The sequence below is a fragment of the Mobiluncus curtisii subsp. curtisii ATCC 35241 genome (assembly GCF_000146285.1).
Lineage (GTDB): Bacteria > Actinomycetota > Actinomycetes > Actinomycetales > Actinomycetaceae > Mobiluncus > Mobiluncus curtisii.
The window spans coordinates 1,316,351-1,338,775 of the sequence record NZ_GL385912.1 but is presented as its reverse complement, the minus strand read 5'-3'; the positions used below and the strand labels follow the sequence as shown (position 1 = coordinate 1,338,775).

Genomic DNA, 22,425 nt, shown 5'->3' with positions numbered 1-22,425 from the left:
GAGTTGCCTGGGAAACGAGGGAGCAAAAACATGAGTGAAACAATGGATGAGTTGGACATAATCGAAGAAGGCACCGAAGTCGTTGCCAATCGTGGCTCCAAAATGGAGCGCCTGGAAAATGAAGGTGACTTGGCAGCAGATTATTTAGAGGAACTGCTGGACATCGTTGACCTGGACGGCGACATTGAGATTGATGTCGAGAACGGGCGCGCTCTGGTCGAGATTGTGACCGGAGATGAAGAACCGGATCGACGTCTCAAGAGGTTGATTGGTCGGCATGGTGAAGTTCTGGAGGCTTTGCAGGAGTTGACGCGCCTGGCAGTACAGTCTCAAACCGGGGAACGGTCCCGATTGATGCTTGATATTGCGGGCTACCGCACTAATCGACGTCTTGAACTGCAGGAGCTAGTGGAACGTTTGGGCGCGCAGGTGCAGGAAACCGGCGAGCCGGTACAACTCGATCCCATGAATCCTTTTGAACGCAAAGTGTGCCACGATAAGGCTGCCCAGATGGGATTGTATTCTGAATCCGAAGGTGTGGCGCCTCATCGTTACGTCGTCATTTCTCTCGATGAAGGTGACGACGAGGATTTCGAGGACGAAGACCAAGACGACTTTGACTCCGCCGCGGAATCTCCCGCTGGTACGGCTGCTGACCTGACAGACTCAGCTGTTGATGAAGCGGATAATGCCACCGCAGAAACCTCCGAAGAAGCCTAACGATTTAGGTCGTTCGAGAGATATTCCATGACAGATTCAGTGCAGGATACCCCGGCGGAGGACACGTTGGGAGAGGTACAGGTTGAACCCGAACCTGATGGTCTTGCCGACGTGTTCGATACCAGTGCCGGTCAAATGCGTTACTACGCAGACCTACTCGCACACGAGGGTCTGGAACAGGGGTTGCTGGGACCGCGAGAAGCGGGACGCATCTGGAGTCGCCATATCTTAAACTGCTGGGTGCTTAGTCAGTTACTTCCCGAGGGAGTTCAGGTTGCTGATGTCGGTTCAGGAGCGGGGTTGCCCGGTTTGGTCTTGGCTATTGGCAGACCCGACTTGAGCCTGACGCTGATTGAGTCGATGGCACGTCGTTGCGAGTGGTTGCAGTTTTGTATAGAGGAACTGGGCTTAGACAATGTGCGGATTCGTAACGCTCGAGCCGAAGACATTCGCGGCAAACAGACCTTTTCCTACCTGACCGCACGAGCGGTGGGTAATCTTTCGACTTTGCTGGGGTGGACCGCTCCTCTGGTGAAAAAGCAGGGTACCCTGTTATTCCTGAAAGGTGCCTCAGTCGAATCGGAAATTGCCAAAGCCAAAGGAAACTATGTATTCGTCAAACAAAAGGTTTCCCTTCCTGAGGTATTCACGATCTCCACACCTTTGACCAGGGAACCAACCAGGGTGGTGCGGTTGATGAAGAAATAGGTAAATGTTTCACGTGAAACATTTTGCCCTACGTTTCCCAACGAGGTTCGGATACAACTCTCAGTCATTAGGTCTCACATTTGGCGTGCTTGACATATTGCTTTCGCGTTTCGAAAGGCATTCTGGTGGAGTGATTTGCCTGTGAAAAGAATTGTCAACCGGCGCAACCAAGCGGAAAATCCTGTGGATAAGATGTGGATAAAGAATTCAGAAACTAGAATTTTTTCACCATCCCCCATGAAGTAAACTGGAAGAAAAGAAGGGAGTTAATGGTGGCAGAAAACGAACGACCCAAGGTCGTAGTCCCCCATCACATAGAGCGTCCTGATTCCATTCACCGGACCCTGCGCCCCCGGGTGCCCACTTCCGAGAATGAAACCCCTATTGCTCGTGAACTGCGCAAGTCGCTAGAGTTGCGCCAGACTATCGCCTCTGAGGAAACTCCCCCGCTGCGCCATAACCACATTGTTGCCATGGCAAATCAAAAGGGCGGTGTTGGCAAGACGACAACCCTGGTTAACATGGCTATGAGTTTAGCTAAGCGTGGTGTGGAGGTGCTTGTCATTGATACTGACCCACAAGGTAACGCTTCTACCGCGCTCGGCATAGATCACCATGTGGGCACTCCCTCTCTCTACGATGTGTACACCGGAGAATCTACACTTGCCGAAGTTGCACAGCCTTGCCCGCAAGAGGAAAGCTTGCTCGTAGTTCCTGCCACCGTAGATTTGGCAGGGGTAGAGATGGAACTCGCCGATCAGGCTGATCGCAGTTTCTATTTGCATGAGGCTATAGATTCATTTTTAGAGGGTAAGTCAGGGTGTTTGATTCTTATTGATTGTCCCCCTTCGCTAGGGCTGTTGACCGTGAACGCATTTTGTGCCGCGCGCTGGGTCGTGATTCCGGTCCAGGCTGAGTACTACGCCTTGGAGGGGATTTCTCTGCTGACTGACACGGTAGATAAGATTCGAGATGCTCTAAACCCGAAGCTTGAAGTGCTGGCATTTCTGATTACCATGTTTGATAAGCGGACTAATTTGGCAGCTCAGGTGGAATCAGATGTGCGCTCGCACTATCCTGAACAGACTCTGTCCACAAATATCCCGCGCCAGGTCGCGATTTCAGAGGCTCCATCTTGGGGACAGACAGTTATAACTTACGAAAAGAACTCTGCCGGTTCGCTGGCTTATCAGATGGCAGCCTTAGAACTTTTAGGGAAATTAGCAACGAAGGAAAATTGATACATGGCTAAAAAACGGGCTTTAGGTAGTGGTCTGGGTGCTTTGATTCCGAGCGCACCAGTTGAGCCACGCGGGGTAGATGTCTTGGTACCTCCCAAACCAGGCACTAACCCGACTAAAGGGAACGACAAGGTTCACGATTTGTTGAGTCCCGATGCGATGCAGCGCAAGACTGCAAAGACAGCGGATTCGACGGAACCTAACCTGGTGCCCGTGCCTGGTATGACGGTGCAAGAATTACCTGTTACTTCCATTACTGCTAACCGGTCGCAACCACGTGAAATTTTTGATGAAGACGCATTAGCAGAACTGGCAAACTCGATACGCTCTGTGGGCATCTTGCAGCCGGTCACCGTGCGACAAATCGAGTCAGGTCCGAAACCTCTCTATGAGCTGGTTATGGGGGAGCGGCGTTTGCGGGCAGCAAAGCTCGCGGGTCTCTCAACGATTCCGGCTATCATTCGTGACACTGCGGATGATGAAATGGGCGTGAACGCTCTGTTGGAAAACATACAGCGCGTTAACCTCAACCCGTTGGAAGAAGCAGCAGCCTATCAACAGATGATTGAGGAACTCGGCGTTACCCAAGAAACCCTGGCGAAGCGTCTCTCGCGTTCCCGTCCTCAGATTGCCAATACCTTACGTTTGCTAAAGCTACCCGCCGCAGTACAGGTCCAGGTTGCCGCGGGAGTTTTATCTGCCGGTCACGCTCGTGCGCTGTTGGCTTTAGACGATCCTGAAGCGATGACTCAATTGGCCCAGAGGATTGTGGCAGAAGGTTTATCGGTAAGAGCTACCGAGGAAATCGTTGCGGTAGGTGACAATACCGATTCTCCGACCGCTCAGCCGAAGAAACGGCAGGTTACACCGCTCAGTCCCGACATGATGGAGATGAAATCTCAGCTCGAAGATGCCCTGCAGACGCGCGTTAACCTACAGGTGGGCAAGACAAAAGGTAAAGTGACTATAGAGTTTGCCGACAGCGATGATTTAGCGCGCATTGCCAAAATTATTGCACGCGGCTAGAACTCTGAATATCCTGGCTGGGAAGGGTTAGTAGAGTTAGCACTCAATTGTTTCACGTGAAACATTGTTGCTGTAGATTGCGAGGCTCACCCCGAGTCCCTGCGTAGGGGATAAGCGGTTCTGGGAAAAATCGGGTAACGAACGTACTCGACCTTTTATAGGAAAACAAACCGGAGATTTCTGACTTCCGAGGCAGAGACTTCAGGTGTACCTAGGCGGATTTGGCGGCAGTATCACCGTGGGCTACTTCACCATTAGCCAGCAGGGCTTTCTCCTGTTCCACAGTGAGCGCCAAGCGACGGATACCTTCGCGTATCTGTTCCTCGGGGGGATAGCAGTAAGCAATGCGCAGGTAATCAGAGCCACGCCCGTCGGCATAAAATGCCGTGCCAGAGACATAAGCGACCAAGTTTTGCACGGCGCGGGTCAGCATAGCGTTTGTGTTGATACCGGCAGGGAAATGAACCCAGGTATAGAAGCCGCCAACCGGGTGTGTCCAGGTGCAATCCGGGAGGTATTTCTTAAGGGCTTCCAGGGTGGCGCGAGCCCGACCACGATACATGACACGGAATTTGTCTACTTGACCGTACCAGTCGAAATCTTGAAGGTATTTAGAGATAGACATTTCGGCTGCCATAGAGGGGGTCAGGATAGCCGTTTCATTGGCAACGACCAGTTTTTGCGTAATCTGGTCTGGAGCCAGCGCCCAGCCAATACGGAAACCTGGAGCGAACATCTTGGAGAAAGAACCCAGATAGATAACGCCATCGGGATTCAAGGGCTGCATCGCGGGGTAAAGGTGCCCGTCAAAGCCCAGCAGACCGTACGGGTTATCTTCCAAAATCAACAGGTGGTGACGTTGGCAAATCTCGACAATTTGCGGACGGCGCTTTTCGCTGAGGGTCATGCCTCCAGGGTTGTGAAAGTTGGGCACTGTATAGAGGAATTTGGCAGGGCGACCGGCTCGCTCCAACTCTGTGGCAGCTTCGTCCAGAGCCTCAGGAATCAGACCCTCCTGATCCATGAGGACATGATGAACGTCGCATTGATAGGAATGGAACACCGAAAGCGCTCCGACATAGGAGGGCGCTTCAACCAAAATAGGGTCGCCAGGATTCACAAAAAGTTGCGTAACCAGATCTAAGGCATGCTGAGACCCGGCGGTAATGGTGACGTTAGCGGCGGAGGCATGAATACCCTCCAAGCTCATGATGTCGGTGATTTGTTCACGCAGCGTCTCCAAGCCCTGACCGCCACCGTACTGCATAGCGGTGGCGCCATCCTGAGCAAACAGTTGCTGGAAAGAACGGGCAATCTGTTGCAGAGGTAGGTCTTTCAAGTTAGGCATCCCGCCAGCTAAAGAAACGACCTCGGGACGAGACGCCACGGCAAACAAAGCTCGTGTCTGGCTGATTTGTAAGTTGTTGGCACGGGTCGAGAATTGAGATGACCAATCAATTGGGTTTAATGCAGAAGCTGAAGTCATAAACGTTCCTTAGAGTGAGATATCTGCAAGTTTACGCTGGCACGAAAGTCTGCCAAAATTTCGGAGCAAAAAAGCTGAGACGCAAAAGCGGTCCCCCGCTGAATCCGGGAGAAAGGAGTAAAGCCGGAAACCCCAGCGAAGGACCGCGGAGTAAAGTCTGCTCTTCCATTCTAAGGGTGCTAACGTAAACACGGAGAAAATCGTGCTATACGTTACGCAAAAGCGGAACCACAGGGTCGATGAACGGAGTGTCTCAAAGAACCTCAGGCCAGGGCAGCTTCGATTTCCTCTTTGAACTGAGAACGAGGGCGACCCCCGATAATCTGGTGGACGACCTTGCCACCCTTGAAAATATTAAAGGTGGGAATGGCAGAAACCCCATACTGAGCCTGGAGGGAGGGATTCTTATCCACGTCGCACTTGGCGACTTTCAGACGATCGCCGAAGTCAGCAGCGATTTGATCCACAATCGGTGCCATCTGACGGCAGGGACCGCACCAAACCGCCCAGAAGTCCACCAGCACCGGAACGTCGGATTCCAGCACCTCGGCAGCGAAATTACTTTCAGTTACTTCAATAGCTGCGGACATAATACTTACCTTTCTCTTGGGTGAAATCTATCGAACCTGCAGTTACCACAGGCCAAAAATGTGTGACTCGACTGGCTCAATTAACCTGAGCATCGTGGTCCTTAATATAGCGATCCGCATCAATAGCAGCACGACAGCCAGAAGCTGCGGAGGTCACTGCTTGCCGGTAAATCCCGTCCGTGACATCGCCGGCAGCAAACACACCCGGCATGGAGGTGCGCGTGGAAGGAGAATCCACCCAAATGTTGCCTAATGCATCCAACTCTAACTGGTCACGTACCAATTCGGTGCGGGGCAAGTGACCAGCGGCAATGAAGATACCTCCGACCGGCACGGTCTTGGTGTCCCCAGTTTTCGCATTTTTCAGGGTGACTGATTCGACCTTGTCCGTCCCGTTGATGGACTCAACTACCGTGTCGAACTCGAAGGAAATCTTTTCTTCTTTAAATGCCTTAGCTTGCATAGCCGCGCTGGCCCGCAGCTCATCACGACGGTGTACCACCGTGACTGAGGAACCGTAGTGAGTCAGGAACACTGCCTCTTCCATCGCGGAGTCGCCACCGCCCACGACCATGATGGGTTGATCGCGGAAGAAGAACCCGTCACAGGTAGCACAGTAAGACACCCCGTGACCAGCATGCTCTTCCTCTCCGGGAACATCCAAAGTGCGGTAACCCGAACCAGTCGCGATGATGACTGTACGACCCTGGTAAGTACCCTCATCGGTGACGACTGTCTTAATGTCGCCGCGCAAATCTAGCTTTTGAGCATCTTCATATATAATCTCTACCCCGAAGCGCTCGGTTTGGTCCAGCATTTCCTGCATTAGGTCGGGACCTTGAATCCCGTCTTTAAAGCCGGGGTAATTTTCCACCAAAGTCGTGTTCATCAGCATCCCGCCGATATTCATGGACCCTGCCACCAGCAGTGTTTTCAAAGCTGAACGTCCTGCGTAAATCCCGGCAGTGTAACCTGCCGGACCCGAACCGATAATAATGACGTCGTACAAAAAGACTCCCTAGGGTAAAAAATAATCGTATACATTTTATTGTAGCTGTGAATCCTTAGCGATGGTTCCTGATTCACTGAAAACCAGTGGGAAGTCGCGCTGAAAACCCGCTGACTTGGGGAAAGCTGGAGTCGAAATCTAGCCAATCACCTGAATCTCGGAGATATTCAACCGGTACTCTCCCCCGGCAGAGGTGGGCATCTCGGTACACCACAAAACCAGGCTGTTCGTCTCCACGGGTCGCGCCAGATGATAGGTAACGGTAGAGGACAGGGGCTGCGAACCCAATACGGTAGCCTGGCGGAAATTGTCGGCGTTGCCCTGGCGTAGCTCCAGAGTTCCTCCCGTAGAGGCAGAACTCACCACGACCTTTTTAACCTGAACCGGGGAATCTCCCAGATTAATCACCAGCCCATAACCGCGTCCCCCGACCAGCATGGCGGAGCGTAACGCTGCAGTGCGCCATGAAGTCTCTGGCTTCCCATCGGCTGCCATACCAGCCAGTTCGGGATGGTCATAGCCATCGGGTAGACCCGAAATGGAAGTCACACTGGTGATGGGCAACGGGGTCGGTTCGGCTTCTGGAAGCACCTGCAAATCCGGTACGGGGGTCAAATCTAAGGAATGATCGGCACGCACCGACGAAGGATGGGGCCAGAACCAGGCAAACAGTGCTAAAACCGCGACTACCACCACACCCAGCACCGTAATCTTTAATGTCAACGCTGACTCGGCAGCGGGAACTTCCTCATGTTTTGGCGTGTAATCAGTGGCAGCTTGGCGTGCATCGCTGAGGCTGGTGTTCAATACCTCGGTGGTTTCGGCTTTCCAGCTGACCCATTCATTACGCAGACGCTTGCGCTCGGCATTCCAGGAACGTCCCGACACTTCGTCGATAACATCCTCACCGGTCAAGGTATCTTCGTCAGGGACGTCAATGACGTTTTCGGTGGATTCCGCCGGTTCTGACGAATCGTTAAACAGTGGAGTGGGTTCAGGAGGAACGCCGGTGGAAACAGAACGGAACACCGGTGTGCCGTTTGACTTGGTGTGATCCACGCCGCCCCCTTTTTTCTCAAAATCCAGCTGATTTATGTATTTTAGCCCGTCAAGGAAAACCGCGACAAAATATAGCGAAGTTCTCTGCGTTAGCGGTGCAGCTTGGTGACAAGTCCGCGCACTTCACGTACCCGAAATGCCCACAGTGCCCCGATGTAGAGGGGAACCATGACCAGCGCCACAACCAGGCAACGCCATGCCCCGGAGATGAAAGTGGCACCGTAAGTCCAGTCCGCTCCGGGAGATGGAATGACGAAAGTCAACACTATCCACGCTGGAATTCCTGCCACGACCACCGCCACGAATAAACGCAGATAGTGACCGAGAACTTGGGCAAACACAGCTTTTGCGAAACCTTTACGATGCAACAACACCAAACCCAGGAGTGCCGACGTGGTCAACGATAACGGTTCGGCCGCCGCCGTCACGGGTACCCAGAAAGAGGGGCTGAGCAGAAAGTACGAAAATAAACCGAGGAGGGCAGTCAGGAGGGGGAAAGGCAGCATCAGGAAAAATTGGGTCCGCGTGTCCTCCAGAGAATACAGGGCGCGTGAGGTGGTTGAAAAAATGACTTGCCCCGGAATCCCCAAGCTCAAGATGATGAGGATGGCTGCTAAAGCCTGAGCTTGCTGGGGTGGCAGCGCGGTGGCGGTGACATTAGCCAGTGGCAGCGCTCCCACAATCAACATGCCTGCCAAAAGGAAGTTGAACAGACTGGACAATCGGGCGGCGTGTAGGTAGTCCCCAGCCAGAGCGGGGATGTCGTTCCGGGTCGCGTGCAGTGCCATAGAGGTAAAGACCGCGGTAGTCACGGAAATTGTGACCAGAGATTGGGGCAGCATATACAGCGTATTGGCGTATTGGTAGATAGCGAAACCGGGATAGAACTGCCCGTCCAGCTGTCCGGCACCATTGGCTGCCGAAGCGATACGCGCCACAATCAGGTTCATGAACGTATTAACCACCAGACCCGCGAAAGCCCAGGCGGCGACTCGACCGGTATGGCGGAAACCTAAACCCCGCCAGTGAAAATTGGCGCGGAGCCGGAACCCGAGATGCATCAGGGGAAACACCAGAATTATCGCTTGCAGTGCAATCCCCAACGTCATGGAACCTGCCAAAAGGGCAATCCGGGGCGCATCCCACTTCGACACATCAAAGTCGTGGCTGGGGGCGGTGCCGTAAAAGTTGATGAACATCCCCAGTCCGGCAATCCCCACCAGGTTATTCACCACCGGAGACCACATGTAGGGACCGAAGCTGGACAGCGAGTTCAACACTTGTCCCAGCAGAGCATACGTGCCGTAAAAGAAGATTTGGGGCAGACACCACAGCGCAAAGATGACGGTCAGGTCAAACAATTTCGGCTGCATTCCCCCCGCAAACAGCATCACCAGGGGCCACGCGAGCGCCACTGACAGTACCGTCAGACCCAACAAGGCGATAGAAGCGAGTGTGAGCAGGGCGTTTACCCGGTCAACCCCTTCTTTACCGTTGTTGTTTGCCAGCGCGCGCACGATGGTGGGCACCAGAATCGCATTCAAAATTCCGCCCGCCAGCAGGTTATACAGCGTGTTAGGCAAGATATTGGCGGTGTTAAAGGCATCGGCGATACCGAACCCGCCAATAGCTACGACCAGCAGCCATTGGCGCACAAAGCCCAGCACGCGGGATACCAGGGTGCCGGCTGCCATGATGACGCTGGATTTACCGGTTTTCGTGTTTGCTACCCCGTCAGCTACTTTACGTAGTTGCGGGGAATCGGGCGGGTTCGGGTTGGAGTCCGGAGCGGGCGCATTCATCGGGTGTTCACTCACGTTTAGTCTCCCGTTTTGGGGTACGGTTCTTGGGGCCTTTCACGATACGCCGAACTATCCCGAAAACCAACACGACAGCCAGTAAACCAGCCACGATGTAGGTTCCGGTGGATTCCCATTCCGCCCGGACTCGCACCTGGATAGTTTCCGCCGCGCCGATGCTCTGCCCTGCCGGGTTGGTCAGTTGCACGGTGACTTGCACATCTCCCGAACCGACTGCTTTCACCGGGATGCGGAACTGACCGATGGAGTGAGGCGCTATGGTGAGAGTCTCCACCGGATTGAATTGCAAACGGGTATCCGAAGGGGTCAATTTCAGACGCACACTCACGGCTTGGTCCCAACCATTAGAGACAGAGATCGGCAGCTGGGCGCTCTTATCAATGAGATTGATGACCGAGGCCGGTTGCGAATTAATCAAATCAATAATTGCCGCGGAAATGTCGGGGTCAATAGTGTTGGGCGCCAGTTCCTCGGTCTGGGACGAGTGGGGTGAGGGGGTTTGTTGGCGAGCTGCCGATTTTCCTGCCCAAATGGTGCCATCCGGGATGCTGGCGGTACAGGTGGCACAGGCGCTGGAGATTTGGAGAGCCGAAAACATGGTGTTAAATCGTGCCGGTTCAGACATGGCAGCGCTCAGGGCAGTACCCACTCGAAGATTATCCGCTGCCGCAAATGTCGGGTTGGTGAACCACGTCAATGGTTTTCCTCCTGGAATAGCAGCTTTCGAGCCGGTAGAAAAGGAGCTAGAATCTGTCTGTCCAGCCGGTGTGGGAGCCGGTACCGTGACCGTTCGGGTCTGCGTCCCCGCGGCTTCACTCACGGGGGGCAGGACCGTGTTCCAGGCGGGGAAACTCAACCAGCGAGCTTGACCGAGACCCTGCATCACGGCCTTTTGCGTCGGTGTGGCACTGTAATCCCGGTCGGCACCCGCCGCGAAGACGCGGGGGGCAAAAGGACGCTGCCGGGTCAGCACCGCCGTGGACGCGAGCGCCCACTGCCGCGCCCCCACGGCAGAAAGCCGATAATCCGCGGGAGTCTGACTGGCATCAAATGCCGGCTGACCGTTCAACAGGCGGGACAAATCCCCGTCCAAAGTCCACCCTGCAGCCGAAGTGGTGTTTCCGGGTGCTGAAAACTCAATACGCTGGCGGCTATCCGTGTCATAAGCGGGAGACTTCCCCAACTCCTTAAAACCCGAGTCGGGGGAGAGCAGCAGCGGGTGATTCCCCCAGGTCGAGACTTCTTGGGCGACATCTCCGGACGGCGAGTAGCGCACCGAAAAATCCGGCCACAACAACAGATTCCCTTGATATTCCGGGATTCTTTGGGTGACTTTGGTACCCAATTCAACCGCGGTGGTGCGCAACAAATCCTGCGCAGCCGGCGCCAACCAGCTGGTGTTTGCCGCCCCGAAATCCCCCGGAGGCAGATAGGCAGGCGGCTGCTGGCCGCAGTTACCGGCGGCGACCAGGTCACGCAAAGGTGTCACAGCGGGACGCGGCTCGGTACTGGGAGACGGGCTAGGTTTGCTCAAATTCAGCAGACGGGAGGTCTCGTCCACCCCGTTCAGCTCCGTGGCAATCAAAAAGGGGTCGAATACGGGGGTCAGTGGGGTGGCATTTGCCAGCGCGCACACTTCCATGAGCCGCTGGTTCGGGCGACTGCCGAGGTTTGGTAGCTCGCGGTCCGCCGCCACAACATCAGCGTGCGTGGTGGTGAGCGGCACAAAAGTCAACAGTTCACTGGGCTCAAACGCGGCGCCGGAATCCCACAATAAAAACGCGCGGTCCTGGGCGCTGAAAGATGCCAAATCGGTACTGGACGGGACTTTCTCCGTCGCAGCCGCATCCGGGACAAAAGTCAGACTCAAGGGTCTGGGTCCCCACTGGTCCGAACGCCCCAGGGGCAGGTCAGTCACGGGTACATGCAGTGTCACCGGCTGAGGTTTACCCGCGGTAAGGTGATCGATAGGCAGGGTCGCAACTGTTTGGACTTTTCGCTGCAAACGCGCGTCATTGCCCTGGACATCCATCCACTGGTTCAGCTCCTCACGGGTAAGGGGGGTTTGGGTGGAAACGTTTAGATGCAGTGTCCCCTGTGCAGCCTGGTGATAATTCGAATTGACTTCCAACAGGGCACTGACGGTCAATTCGGTAGTCTCTGGCGTCACGATGGGAGTCATCGCGGTAATCTCCAGACGAACGCCCTGACGGTTAAAACCTGGTCCGCAAAAGGCGCTGGCGGAGTGTGAGTTGGTGGCGGACGCACAGGGGCTGGCAGAAGGGGTGGGGGACGGTTTTTCGGTTTGAGCTTGCGCGGGGTGGGGGGTACCTCCAGCTAACGACACGCAAGATAACGCCGCTAATCCGATAAGGACGCGGGAAATGAACGGAATTGAGCGGCGCGTCTTCAACTGCGCACCCCCAACATTTTTCGAGCCAACGCACCGATGCGACGTTCGGCAGGGAATGCCAAGCGTTTGTCCAGGAGGGATAACGGCACCCATTGGGCGCTGCAAGCCTCGCGGTCAGGATCGCGTTCCGCCGTTATCTGACCACCGGTAGCCTCCAGCAAAAAATGGTGAACGACCTTGTGCACCCGACGGTCAGTACCGGAAAACCAATAATCCATCGAGGAAAGGTAACGCACCGGGCGACACTCGATACCTGTCTCTTCCGCAACCTCACGAGCTGCGGCCTGAGGAATCGTCTCTTCCGGTTCCACATGCCCCTTGGGCAGCAGCCACTCCAGACGACCGGCGCGACCTTGACGCAAAATCAATGCGGCGCACACCTTTCCCTCGACACGTTTCACAGCCAGTCCCCCCGCACTGACCTCTTCCACAATCGGCAGCAGCCGCCCCGAACGGGACCGGTAAAAGCCCGCGGGGACGGGCTGCGGCAATTCCGATGCGGCTGACATACGACGATTTTATATAAAATAGTGCAGAGGTTTTTCTAACCGGTTGAAAATACGGTGAAAAGTCCCGGTAATGAGCGGTTAGTTGGAAAGGAACGTACCCGAGAGGAGGGTCATGACTCAGACCACCGCGAACAGCGCACCCCCGAATCCGACTGCCCCGGAAACGACCGCGGCAGGGAAACAGTCCGGCACGACAGCAAGCCGGCAGGACGCGGTGCGTCAGGCGTTGAAAGCGAAAGTGGTGCCTCTCGGAGAGGCGTTCGCCGCCGCGGGCTATGAGATTGCGCTGGTCGGAGGACCGGTACGTGACGCCCTGCTGGGAATCACCCCGCATGACTTAGACCTGACCACCTCGGCGCGTCCCGACGAAACCGAAGCGGTGCTGCGTTCTTGGGCGGACGCAGTATGGGACGTAGGACGCAACTACGGCACTTTGGGAGCCCGCAAAGGCGATGACGTCTTTGAAATCACGACCTATCGCAGCGACGACTACCAGCGGGATTCCCGCAAACCCACCGTCAAGTTCGGTGACACCCTGGAGGGGGACCTGTTTCGCCGTGATTTCACGGTTAATTCCATCGCGCTACGCCTGCCCACCCTGGAACTGGTGGACCCCACCGGGGGGCTCAACGATTTGGCAGCAGGGATTTTGCGCACCCCTATCGACCCGGAAGAGTCATTCTCGGATGACCCCCTGAGAATAATGCGCGCCGCCCGGTTTGCTGCCCAACTCGAGTTTGACGTGGATTACGAAACGATGCAGGCGATGGAAACTATGCGCGAGCGGCTGACTATTGTTTCCCCCGAACGGGTCCAGGCTGAACTGTCCCGCCTAATGACCGCCCCAGCGCCTCGCCGGGGGCTGGAACTGATGGTGTACACCCGCCTGGCGGAACAAGTCCTGCCCGAGCTGATGGATTTGCTCGATATGCAAGACGAACACAAACGTCACAAGGACGTGTGGGAGCACTCCTTGACCGTGCTTGACCAGGCTATCGCGCAGGAGACCGGACCGGACGGACCCGTGCCCGCCCCGGACTTGGTGCTGCGCCTGGCGGCGATTTTGCACGATATTGGCAAGCCCGCGACCCGACGTTTCGAGGCCGGGGGGGTCGTGACATTCCACCAGCATGACGTGGTTGGGGCGCGGATTACCCGCGCTCGCCTGAAAGCCTTGAAATATGACAAGGCGACGATTCGTGATGTGTCCCGCTTGGTCGCGTTGCATCAGCGGTTCCACGGCTATGGGGAACAGGTGTGGACCGATTCCGCCGTGCGCCGCTACGTCACCGATGCCGGTCCATTGTTGGAACGCCTGCACCGCCTGACTCGTGCCGACTGCACGACTCGCAACGTGAAAAAAGCCCAACGGTTAGCCGCTGCCTATGATGACCTCGAAGCCCGGATTAAGGAGCTGAAAGCTCAGGAAGAATTGGACGCGGTACGCCCCGAACTCAACGGGGATGAAATCATGGAAATCCTGGGGATTCCCGCGGGTCCTGAAGTCGGGAAAGCCTATAAATTCATGCTGGCATACCGGATGGAACACGGTCCGGTGGGACCGGAAAATGCCACTGCGGTTCTGCGTGACTGGTGGGAAAAATGGCACAATGGTACGAAAGAGCAGGACAAAGCGCAGTAACACCGCTTTACCGCCAGAGGTGAGCCGGGAAAACTGTGGCGAGGACAGGGAATATGGCAAAGGCAGCACGACCACGCACAGTAACTGGGCAAATGGTGCGACAGGTGCGACCCATACGGCGCAAACACCACTATGTACGCAACTTTTTTCTGACTCTGCTGTTCCTCTTTATCCTGATGCTGGTGGGAGCCTTGGCAACCTTCCTGATTGTCTACGCCACTACCGAAGTGCCCAAACCTGCCGAGTTTGCCCGCGCCCAAGTCACCTCCGTGTACTATTCCGATGGAGCCACCGAAATCGGCAAGTTTGCTGAGGTAAACCGGGAAATCATCGACGCGAAAGACCTGCCCAAACAAATCGGCAACGCCGTCGTGGCTTCAGAGGACCGAACCTTTTGGACGAACTCCGGGGTCGATTTGCGGGGTATCGCGCGGGCTTTCCTCAATAACGCCCGCGGTGGGGCAACACAGGGTGCCTCCACGTTGAGTCAACAGTACGTGGAACGCTACTACATGGCGGAAAACACGAACCAGGGAAACGTGGTGCAACGGTACTGGGCGAAAGCCAGAGAAGCCATTATGGCGTTGAAAATCAACCGCCAGCAAGAAAAAGACGAAATCCTGGGCAACTACCTGAACACGATTTATTTCGGTCGCGGCTCCTACGGGATTCAGGCTGCTGCGAAGGCTTATTTCGGCAAGGACGCCAAGGACATTGATTACTCGGAGGCAGCGCTGCTGTCCGGAATCATCCCTGCGCCGTCCGCCTACGATCCGGCAGTCAGTCCCGAGCTGGCACAAAAACGGTGGAAACGGGTCATTAAGAATATGGCTGCCGACGGGTATATCACCCCTGAACAGCAGGCAGCAGCACAGTTCCCGACCACGATTCCACCTACCCCGAGTGTGCAGGACTTTGGGGGACTGAGCGGCTATTTCATGTTCCAAGCACGTCAAGAGCTGAAAGATCTGGCAGGTTTGACCGAGGAACAAATCGACACGATGGGTCTGAAAGTCGTCACCAGCTTGGACAAAGATAAGGTCAAATTGATGGAGCAAACGGTGGCGCAGCTGCCGTCGGGTCATTCGGATAACCTGCATGTCGCGATGATTTCTACCGATCCGAGTACCGGGGAGATTATCGCGGAATATCCCGGAAAGGACTATCTGAAAGTCCAAATTAACGCCGTCACCCAGGAACATTTCCAAGCCGGGTCTACGTTTAAGCCCTTCGGCATGATTGCGGCTTTGGAACAGGGTGGGTCCCTGAATGACACCTATCCCGGAAACTCCCCGCAGACCATTCAAGGGGTGCCTATCAGGAACTTCGGCGGAGCCTCTTATGGAACTGTCACCCTGGCGCAAGCCACCGCGAAATCTATCAACACGGCTTATGTCGCTTTGAACGCGAAAGTTGGACCGTCCTTGACCAAGGAAGTCGCGATTCGTTTGGGCTATCCCGAAAATACTCCGGGTTTGGATAATTCCTTGACGAACGTGCTGGGGTCTGCCTCACCCACGGCGGCAAATATTGCCGAAGCGTACGGAACTATCGCCAACCAGGGTAAGCGCCAGACAGTCCACATGATTCGCCAGGTTACGGACACTTCCGGAGACATTGTCTATATGCCGTCTTTCTCGGCGGACCAGGTTATCGATCGCAACATCGCCCTGACTGCCACCCAAGCCCTGACGGGTCCTTTCCAGGCGGGAGGCACCGCGGCGAAAGCCCAAATCGGCAGGCCTTCTGCCGGTAAGACCGGTTCGTCTACCGATAACAAATCCGCAGTTTTTGCCGGATTCATCCCCCAGGCGGTGACGATTGTCGGAATGTACCAGTCCGGACCTAACGGGGAAGAACAATCCATTACTCCGTTTGGCGGTATTCGAGAAGTTACCGGTTCCACCTGGCCGGCGTGGCTGTGGAAACACTACATGTCTGGGGCCGTGAAAGGTCTGGAAGTCGAGCAGTTTGAGAAAGCTCAGAAACTGAAGAAAGTGGAAGTGACCCGTTCGGAGGAACCCAGACCTACGGAGAGCGAAACTGCAACAAACCCCGGTCCTGTCGGCTCTTTACCACCAAACCCGTCTCTGCCGCCAGCTCCGGCGCAGCCGCGCAATCCGGGAAATCTGTCCCCCAACGAGTCGGGCAATAGACCTGCTGGTGGCGGGAATGGTTCGGGTGGAGCGGAGCCCAGTCCCACCATTCCCGGCACTTCCGGGTATGTTCCTAACCCCGGTAATTCGCCGGCTCCTCCTAATCCCGCACCGGGTGGGGAAGGCGGCGCGACCGAGTCGGGCGGTCCCGCTGCCTAACTGGTGACCGATTCACAAGCGAGGTGGAGCCGGTCTGCGGTCGTGGACGCTCCTGGCAGAGTGGCGTGTGGTGACATGTTTCTCGATTCCATTGGTGGCAAGGTCCCGAGCTATCGCCTTACAGACCTGTGAATTGGCTAAAGTGAGCGGAAAACGTTAGAATCGTAAGGCTGTTTTGGCGCCGCGCCAAGGCGGCGACTCCTGCTCCGGAGAGACCGGGGCCGTTAAGACCAAAGGAGAGTTACATGCGGAAATATGAAATGATGGTGATTATCGACCCCGAGGTCGATGAACGCACTGTCGAACCCTCGATGAGTGCCCTGTTTGGTCAGGTAAAAGACCTGGGGGGCAAAGTTGAGAAACTTGATGTGTGGGGCAAGCGCAAGCTCGCCTACCCCATTTTGAAAAAGACGGACGGGATTTACGTGGTTGTCGATATGGAAACCACCCCGGAAATCGCCAAGGAATTGGACCGTCAGCTGGGTCTAAACGAGTCGATTCTGCGCACCAAACTGATGCGCAAGGATGCCTAATTTTTCCACTCAAACGGAGGCGAATTTTGGTCTCCAGGGTCCCTGATATGTTGAGTAGAGCCGGAAACGGCGGTACACAGAGAGCGGATTTTGGCACCACGCCCCGGATTGATTGTAACTAAGGAGAAACAATGGCAGGCGACACGATTATCACGGTAATAGGCAACTTAACGGCTGACCCGGAACTTCGCTGGGGTCAATCTGGCACGGCGCTGGCTTCGTTTACGATTGCGTCAACTCCGCGTTCATTTGACCGCGCCTCCAACAGCTGGAAAGACGGCGAAGCTCTGTTCTTGCGCTGTACCGCTTGGCGGGAACTGGCTGAAAATGTCGCGGAATCCCTGCACAAGGGGTCGCGCGTCATTGCGCAGGGTCGTTTGCAGCAGCGCTCTTGGGAAGCCCAAGACGGCTCTCGTCGCACCTCAGTGGAGCTGACGGTTGACGAGATTGGTCCGTCCTTGCGTTTTGCTACCGCTTCGGTAAACCGGACTCAGCGCGGTGAGGGTGGGTTTGGTGCCAACCCGAACGGCGGCGGCTACAACAGCGCTCCTGGCGGAGTTGGTCCGCAGCCCACTTACGGAGCTCCCGCTGGAGGATCCGATGGGGATGCCTGGAGTTCGCCCGCGCCTGGATATGGTGCTCCCGCCGATTCCAGCTTTGGCGAGAATCCGCCGTTCTAAACCGGTCTGCCGTGCTAGGGTATTCAACCCGGCATTCCGACACAGCATAGATAAGTTTTTCAACACAATATAAAAGGAGATCAATATGGGTAAGCAGATGCGCAATAACACCAAACCCATTAAGAAAAAGACCAACCCGCTAAAGGCTCAAAAGGTTGGCAACATTGATTACAAAGACACCGCTTTGCTGCGCAAGTTCATTTCGGACCGCGGCAAGATTCGCGCCCGTCGCGTCACTGGTGTGTCCGTGCAGGAACAGCGTCAGATTGCGAAAGCGGTTAAGAACGCCCGCGAGATGGCATTGCTGCCCTACTCCGGTTCCGGCCGCTGATTTTGAGGGAGGAAGTTAGCCATGACTCAGAATACGAAAGTTGTTTTGACACACGAAGTCGCCAAGCTCGGTAACGCTGGTGACGTGGTTGAGGTACGTCCCGGTTACGCACGCAACTACCTGCTGCCTCGTCGTTTGGCGATGCCCTGGACCAAGGGATCCCAGGTGGAAATCGACCGGATGAAGGCCGCCTTGGCAAAGAAGCAGATTGCTTCGATGGAAGTCGCGCAGGCAGTGCAAGCCAAACTTGCTGAGGGAGATCCGGTGTTGATTGACGCCAAGGCTGGTGCGAATGGGCGTCTGTTTGGGGCTATCACCACCGCTCAGATTGCGGCGGCAGTGAAAGAGCAAAAGGGCGCGGAAATCGACAAACGCAAGATTGTCATCGAGCAGCCCATTAAGTCGGTCGGTACTTACCAGCTGACAGTGCGTCTGTTCGAAGAACTTACCTCACCGCTCGAGGTCACGGTGCGGGCTGAGAAGTAGAGCCTAAACAAAACGGTGCCGGAAACCCACAGGTTTCCGGCACCGGGCTTTTTAATAGTCCGGAGGCGGGGGTTCTTCTTGATTGGCACGAATCCCCGAAACAAAACGCGAAAACTTGCCCTGGAACTGCAGGTTAATTACTTCGGTGCGACCATTACGGTGCTTGGCGATATTGAGGTCAGCTTCACCAGGTCGGTCATCGGTGTTGTAATACTCAGGGCGATGCAACAGCAACACCATGTCGGCGTCTTGCTCCAAAGATCCCGATTCTCGCAGGTCGCTCATCATCGGTTTCTTATCCGTACGAGACTCCGGTCCACGGTTCAACTGAGCGACTCCAATGACCGGCACCTCCAGCTCTTTTGCCAACAGCTTCAAGGATCGCGAAATCTCTGAAACTTCCTGTTGACGCGACTCTATACGCTTGTGTGAACTCATCAACTGGATGTAGTCCACGACGATGAGTGACAAATCGTGGGAATGCTTTAAACGCCGGCATTTGGCACGAATATCGGGCATGGTCAGGTTCGGGGAATCATCAATAAAGAAAGGCGCGGACTTCATCCGGTTATATGCCGATGCGATATTGTCCCAGTTAGCTTGGTTCTGTTGACCGTCATTGGGCATTCCCGCAAACAACAGAGACAGTGGCACGCTGGCTTCCGCGGAAAGCATCCTCTTAATGATGTCCGCGGCGGACATCTCCAGTGAAAAAATCGCCGCGGTACGCTTCTCTCTGAGAGTCACGTGACGCAAAATATCGAGCGCGAAAGTTGATTTACCCATTGCCGGACGAGCTGCCACAATGACCAACTGACCGGCGTGCAGACCGTTCGTCACCCGGTCAAAATCGAGAAACCCCGTGTGCACGGTGTGCGGGTCATCATCGGTTTGCTGGATTTCGTCCAAGACCGGCGTCAGCAGTTCGGATAGCAGCCGATAGTCCTCAGAAGTGCGCTTTTCGCTGACACGGTCCAGCTCAGCGTGAGCCGTATTGATGAGTTCATCCGCATCCGTGGTGTCTATGGCGTAGCCGAGTTGGGTGATGCGGGTGCCCGCTTCGACCAGACCGCGTAACGTCGCCTGGTCGCGCACAATCTGGGCATAGTAGGCAGCGTTAGCGGCGGTGGGCACCGAGTGGACGACGGTATGAATGTAATCTAAACCGCCGATGCGAGAGAGCTGTCCGCGTTTCTCCAGTTCAGCAGGAACCGTCACCGGATCGGATGCCGCTCCCGCAGCGTAGAGGTCCAGGATGGTGTTAAAGATAATCTCGTGACGCGAGTCGTAGAAATCGCTGGGCAGCAGCAGCTTATAAGTGTCGGCAATAGCGTTCTTGGACAAAATCATGGCACCGAGTACACATTGTTCTGCCAGGATGTTATGTGGGGGAATCCGGTCAAGCGGAGGTGCGTCGGTGTCTTCCACAGGTCCTCCTTTCGCCGACACTTCACCTCTGACGAAAAGGGGTGAAAAGAATAAACATCAGGTCTCAAACCTACGCTTTCGGTGTTCACTAAGCAAACCGTTTTGGTGGAAAATAAGTGGATAACCCGGCATAAAGCTGTGGATAAGCCGTGGGTAAGAGGGTGAATTGGTTTTGGAAGGGTGCGGTTACCGCGGCTTGTCTGGCAAAGTTAGGTGAGATGTCGCGGTTTAGAAACTCACAGGTTATCCACAGTCGCTGTGAATTAAGGATGGCAGCGCTGCGGAGTTAAAACCTTTCACTACGTAAATAAGGTTTAAGTGGACAAAATGCCGTTGAACTGGGTATTTATGCTTGCAGCGGGTCCCTTTAGCACACTTGCGACGGCTTTGGCAAGCAGACCAAAGGTGAAAATTCCCTCGACGTCCGAGATTTTATCCACAGGTTATCCACACCCCTGGAAAACCGCGGACACAGACCGACCCGTGCCCCGGACTGGTGAACTATCAAGGTGCGAAAAAAGCTAATCTCACATACTGACACGGGAATAACCTGGACGTTTACCAAAAAAATCCCGATAATGGTTACCGGTTTGAGATTTGCTTCGCAAATTGTCATATACAATGTGCCAAGTCAGCTCAAAGCTGAGCTGATTAATCACGAAAGGCACGCAAAAGTATGAGTGTAAAGGAAGTCCTTCCGGTTGATAGACACGATGTGGAGCAATCCGAAGGCGAAAAGAAAATCTCAAAAGTTCGTATTATCGGGCTCTTCGGTGGCATCATTCTGGGTGCCATCGTTTATTTTTTGATTCCGCGTGACGCGGTAGACGTCATTACCAAGTCTGTCGGCGCTGACGTTATCAAAGAAGAAGAAATGAATGTCGGTGCAGTGTACCTGGTCGCTGGGATTTCGGTCATGATGGCTATCTGGTGGATGACCGAAGCTATCTCGCTGGCTGCGACAGCAATGGTTCCGCTGGTGTTATTCCCCCTGCTGGAAGTCAACGACTACGCCGGCACTGCCGGATCCTACGCTTCAGACACGATTTACCTGTTCATGGGCGGGTTCATCCTGGCTATTGCCATGCAGCGCTGGCACTTTGACCGGCGCGTGGCTCTGGGTATCGTCCGCGTCGTCGGGGTGAAGCCACGCCGTCTGGTGCTGGGCTTCATGATTGCTACCGGCTTTATTTCGATGTGGGTGTCCAACACCGCTACCGCTGTGATGATGCTACCCATCGGTCTGTCTGTAGTGCAGCTGTTTGAATCAGCTCGAGACAAGAACTCCGCCGCCAGCAAAGGACTGGATGTGGAAGCCGCCTACGGTGGCGCTATCCACGGTGGTGTGATGTCCGGTCTGTTGAACGAAGGCGACGATGTGGCTTCGGCCATGGCGGAAAAGAAAGGTATCAAGCGTTCCAACTTTGCTGTCGGTTTGATGCTGGCTATCGCCTACTCCGCCTCTATCGGCTCGTTGGCGACCCCCATCGGGACCCCCCCGAACACCCTTTTGAAGGCGTACATGAGCGATACCCTGCACTACGACATTAACTTCGGCAAGTGGTTCCTGATGGGGCTGCCGATGGTCATTGTCTTTACGCTGTTCGCCTGGTGGATTTTGACTTTCGTCATGTTCAAGCCGGAAGTTGATGAAATCCCCGGCGGTAAGGAACTGATTAACGAAGAATACGCCAAGCTCGGGAAACTGCGTGGCGGCGAATTGCTGGTTATGTTGCTGTTCATCCTGGCAGTGTTCTGCTGGATTTTCGTGCCGCTGATTTTGAAGGCTACCGGCATTGAAGGTCCCAAGAAGCTTGACGCTATCGTGGCGATGAGCGTGGCGGTGTTGCTGTTCATCATCCCCGGTAAGCCCAACGGGGAACGTCTGGTGACCTGGAACGAAGCCAAGACAATTCCGTGGGACATCCTGCTGTTGTTCGGTGGCGGTCTGTCGCTGTCCAAGCAGTTTGAGCACACCGGTCTGTCTTACTACATTGGCGAACAGGTGAAGGGACTGGCAGGAGCCCCAATCGTGCTGATTGTGCTGGCTGTCGCTGCCCTGGTGCTGGCGCTGACCGAGTTGACTTCCAACACTGCCACCGCTGCTGCCTTCCTGCCGATTATCGGTGGCGTCGCCATGGGTATCGGCTTGCAAGGTCCTAACGTCATGATTCTGACAATCCCGGCAGCTCTGGCTGCGACCTGTGCGTTCATGCTCCCCGTAGCGACCCCGCCAAACGCTATTGCTTACGGTTCTGGGTATCTCAAGATTACCGACATGATCAAGGGCGGTTTCATCATCGCTCTGGTGGGCTTGGTGCTGATTACCATCACGGTATTTGCCCTGGCTATCCCCATCTTTGGTCTGGTGTTGCCGTAAACGGTTTCTAAACGCAAACGTGTTCGGTCGGTGGGTTTCCTGCCGACCG

The 22,425-nt window shown here is 55.2% G+C and carries 19 protein-coding genes; 11 read left to right on the top strand and 8 right to left on the bottom strand.

Annotated elements, in window-relative coordinates; all coding sequences use genetic code 11:
* Positions 1-30: 30 nt before the first annotated feature.
* From HMPREF0574_RS05865 to HMPREF0574_RS05850, 4 genes are all read left to right on the top strand, one after another.
* Positions 31-720 (top strand): Jag family protein, encoded by a 690-nt coding sequence (locus HMPREF0574_RS05865; RefSeq protein ID WP_004007798.1) that lies wholly within the window; start codon positions 31-33, stop codon positions 718-720.
* A 27-nt stretch (positions 721-747) separates the two neighbouring features.
* Positions 748-1,428 carry a 16S rRNA (guanine(527)-N(7))-methyltransferase RsmG gene (gene rsmG / locus HMPREF0574_RS05860; protein WP_004007797.1) on the top strand — a complete coding sequence of 227 codons (681 nt, stop codon included), beginning with the start codon at positions 748-750 and terminating at the stop codon, positions 1,426-1,428.
* 269 nt (positions 1,429-1,697) lie between these two features.
* Positions 1,698-2,669, top strand: coding sequence for a ParA family protein (locus tag HMPREF0574_RS05855; RefSeq protein ID WP_004007796.1), 972 nt, complete (start codon positions 1,698-1,700; stop codon positions 2,667-2,669).
* Between the two features lie 3 nt (positions 2,670-2,672).
* Entirely contained in the window at positions 2,673-3,695 is a 1,023-nt protein-coding gene (locus HMPREF0574_RS05850; RefSeq protein WP_004007795.1) for a ParB/RepB/Spo0J family partition protein, read from the top strand.
* A gap of 211 nt (positions 3,696-3,906) precedes the next feature.
* On the opposite strand, the gene HMPREF0574_RS05845 is transcribed toward HMPREF0574_RS05850, so the two are convergent.
* The 7 genes from HMPREF0574_RS05845 to HMPREF0574_RS05815 form a co-directional block, all read right to left on the bottom strand.
* Positions 3,907-5,181: an aminotransferase-like domain-containing protein gene (locus HMPREF0574_RS05845; protein WP_004007794.1), complete on the bottom strand. Its 1,275-nt coding sequence runs from the start codon at positions 5,179-5,181 to the stop codon at positions 3,907-3,909.
* 263 nt (positions 5,182-5,444) lie between these two features.
* Positions 5,445-5,771 carry a thioredoxin gene (gene trxA / locus HMPREF0574_RS05840; RefSeq protein ID WP_004007793.1) on the bottom strand — a complete coding sequence of 109 codons (327 nt, stop codon included), beginning with the start codon at positions 5,769-5,771 and terminating at the stop codon, positions 5,445-5,447.
* 76 nt (positions 5,772-5,847) lie between these two features.
* Positions 5,848-6,780, bottom strand: coding sequence for a thioredoxin-disulfide reductase (trxB, locus tag HMPREF0574_RS05835; RefSeq protein ID WP_004007792.1), 933 nt, complete (start codon positions 6,778-6,780; stop codon positions 5,848-5,850).
* A 138-nt stretch (positions 6,781-6,918) separates the two neighbouring features.
* Positions 6,919-7,839, bottom strand: a complete 921-nt coding sequence (locus tag HMPREF0574_RS05830) for a hypothetical protein (RefSeq protein WP_004007791.1) — start codon at positions 7,837-7,839, stop codon at positions 6,919-6,921.
* Positions 7,840-7,928: 89 nt separating this feature from the next.
* Complete coding sequence (gene murJ / locus HMPREF0574_RS05825) at positions 7,929-9,656, bottom strand: murein biosynthesis integral membrane protein MurJ (RefSeq protein WP_236585968.1); 1,728 nt, start codon at positions 9,654-9,656, stop codon at positions 7,929-7,931.
* Entirely contained in the window at positions 9,649-12,165 is a 2,517-nt protein-coding gene (locus HMPREF0574_RS05820) for a DUF6049 family protein (RefSeq protein WP_236585969.1), read from the bottom strand. The genes murJ and HMPREF0574_RS05820 overlap by 8 nt, the downstream gene beginning before the upstream one ends.
* Positions 12,069-12,581, bottom strand: coding sequence for an NUDIX hydrolase (locus HMPREF0574_RS05815; protein ID WP_004007788.1), 513 nt, complete (start codon positions 12,579-12,581; stop codon positions 12,069-12,071). Before HMPREF0574_RS05815 ends, HMPREF0574_RS05820 begins: the two co-directional genes overlap by 97 nt.
* A 112-nt stretch (positions 12,582-12,693) precedes the next feature.
* Here HMPREF0574_RS05815 and HMPREF0574_RS05810 point away from each other — a divergent pair, with 112 nt between their 5' ends.
* From HMPREF0574_RS05810 to rplI, 6 genes are all read left to right on the top strand, one after another.
* Positions 12,694-14,223 carry a CCA tRNA nucleotidyltransferase gene (locus HMPREF0574_RS05810; RefSeq protein ID WP_004007787.1) on the top strand — a complete coding sequence of 510 codons (1,530 nt, stop codon included), beginning with the start codon at positions 12,694-12,696 and terminating at the stop codon, positions 14,221-14,223.
* 53 nt (positions 14,224-14,276) lie between these two features.
* Positions 14,277-16,538, top strand: a complete 2,262-nt coding sequence (locus HMPREF0574_RS05805) for a transglycosylase domain-containing protein (protein ID WP_248612669.1) — start codon at positions 14,277-14,279, stop codon at positions 16,536-16,538.
* Between the two features lie 245 nt (positions 16,539-16,783).
* Positions 16,784-17,071, top strand: a complete 288-nt coding sequence (rpsF, locus tag HMPREF0574_RS05800; protein ID WP_004007785.1) for a 30S ribosomal protein S6 — start codon at positions 16,784-16,786, stop codon at positions 17,069-17,071.
* Positions 17,072-17,202: 131 nt separating this feature from the next.
* On the top strand, positions 17,203-17,751 hold the full coding sequence (locus HMPREF0574_RS05795; protein ID WP_004007784.1) for a single-stranded DNA-binding protein: 549 nt from the start codon (positions 17,203-17,205) through the stop codon (positions 17,749-17,751).
* Positions 17,752-17,836: 85 nt separating this feature from the next.
* Positions 17,837-18,082, top strand: a complete 246-nt coding sequence (rpsR, locus tag HMPREF0574_RS05790) for a 30S ribosomal protein S18 (RefSeq protein WP_004007783.1) — start codon at positions 17,837-17,839, stop codon at positions 18,080-18,082.
* A 21-nt stretch (positions 18,083-18,103) separates the two neighbouring features.
* Positions 18,104-18,568 (top strand): 50S ribosomal protein L9, encoded by a 465-nt coding sequence (rplI, locus tag HMPREF0574_RS05785; RefSeq protein WP_004007782.1) that lies wholly within the window; start codon positions 18,104-18,106, stop codon positions 18,566-18,568.
* Positions 18,569-18,619: 51 nt separating this feature from the next.
* Here the strand turns inward: rplI and dnaB are convergent, their stop codons facing one another.
* Positions 18,620-19,996 carry a replicative DNA helicase gene (gene dnaB, locus HMPREF0574_RS05780; RefSeq protein WP_004007781.1) on the bottom strand — a complete coding sequence of 459 codons (1,377 nt, stop codon included), beginning with the start codon at positions 19,994-19,996 and terminating at the stop codon, positions 18,620-18,622.
* Positions 19,997-20,672: 676 nt separating this feature from the next.
* On the opposite strand from dnaB, the gene HMPREF0574_RS05775 reads away from it, so the two are divergent.
* On the top strand, positions 20,673-22,376 hold the full coding sequence (locus HMPREF0574_RS05775) for an SLC13 family permease (protein WP_004007778.1): 1,704 nt from the start codon (positions 20,673-20,675) through the stop codon (positions 22,374-22,376).
* Positions 22,377-22,425 lie beyond the last annotated feature (49 nt).

Excerpts from the sequence above, each read along its gene's own strand:
- HMPREF0574_RS05845 (WP_004007794.1), bottom strand. The coding sequence starts at position 5,181 with ATGACTTCAGCTTCTGCATTAAACCCAATTGATTGGTCATCTCAATTC.
- rpsR (WP_004007783.1), top strand. The coding sequence starts at position 17,837 with ATGGGTAAGCAGATGCGCAATAACACCAAACCCATTAAGAAAAAGACC.
- HMPREF0574_RS05820 (WP_236585969.1), bottom strand. The coding sequence starts at position 12,165 with ATGGGTGCCGTTATCCCTCCTGGACAAACGCTTGGCATTCCCTGCCGA.
- rsmG (WP_004007797.1), top strand. The coding sequence starts at position 748 with ATGACAGATTCAGTGCAGGATACCCCGGCGGAGGACACGTTGGGAGAG.
- HMPREF0574_RS05815 (WP_004007788.1), bottom strand. The coding sequence starts at position 12,581 with ATGTCAGCCGCATCGGAATTGCCGCAGCCCGTCCCCGCGGGCTTTTAC.
- HMPREF0574_RS05865 (WP_004007798.1), top strand. The coding sequence starts at position 31 with ATGAGTGAAACAATGGATGAGTTGGACATAATCGAAGAAGGCACCGAA.
- HMPREF0574_RS05775 (WP_004007778.1), top strand. The coding sequence starts at position 20,673 with ATGAGTGTAAAGGAAGTCCTTCCGGTTGATAGACACGATGTGGAGCAA.
- trxA (WP_004007793.1), bottom strand. The coding sequence starts at position 5,771 with ATGTCCGCAGCTATTGAAGTAACTGAAAGTAATTTCGCTGCCGAGGTG.
- HMPREF0574_RS05855 (WP_004007796.1), top strand. The coding sequence starts at position 1,698 with ATGGTGGCAGAAAACGAACGACCCAAGGTCGTAGTCCCCCATCACATA.
- HMPREF0574_RS05850 (WP_004007795.1), top strand. The coding sequence starts at position 2,673 with ATGGCTAAAAAACGGGCTTTAGGTAGTGGTCTGGGTGCTTTGATTCCG.
- HMPREF0574_RS05795 (WP_004007784.1), top strand. The coding sequence starts at position 17,203 with ATGGCAGGCGACACGATTATCACGGTAATAGGCAACTTAACGGCTGAC.
- rplI (WP_004007782.1), top strand. The coding sequence starts at position 18,104 with ATGACTCAGAATACGAAAGTTGTTTTGACACACGAAGTCGCCAAGCTC.
- rpsF (WP_004007785.1), top strand. The coding sequence starts at position 16,784 with ATGCGGAAATATGAAATGATGGTGATTATCGACCCCGAGGTCGATGAA.
- HMPREF0574_RS05810 (WP_004007787.1), top strand. The coding sequence starts at position 12,694 with ATGACTCAGACCACCGCGAACAGCGCACCCCCGAATCCGACTGCCCCG.
- HMPREF0574_RS05805 (WP_248612669.1), top strand. The coding sequence starts at position 14,277 with ATGGCAAAGGCAGCACGACCACGCACAGTAACTGGGCAAATGGTGCGA.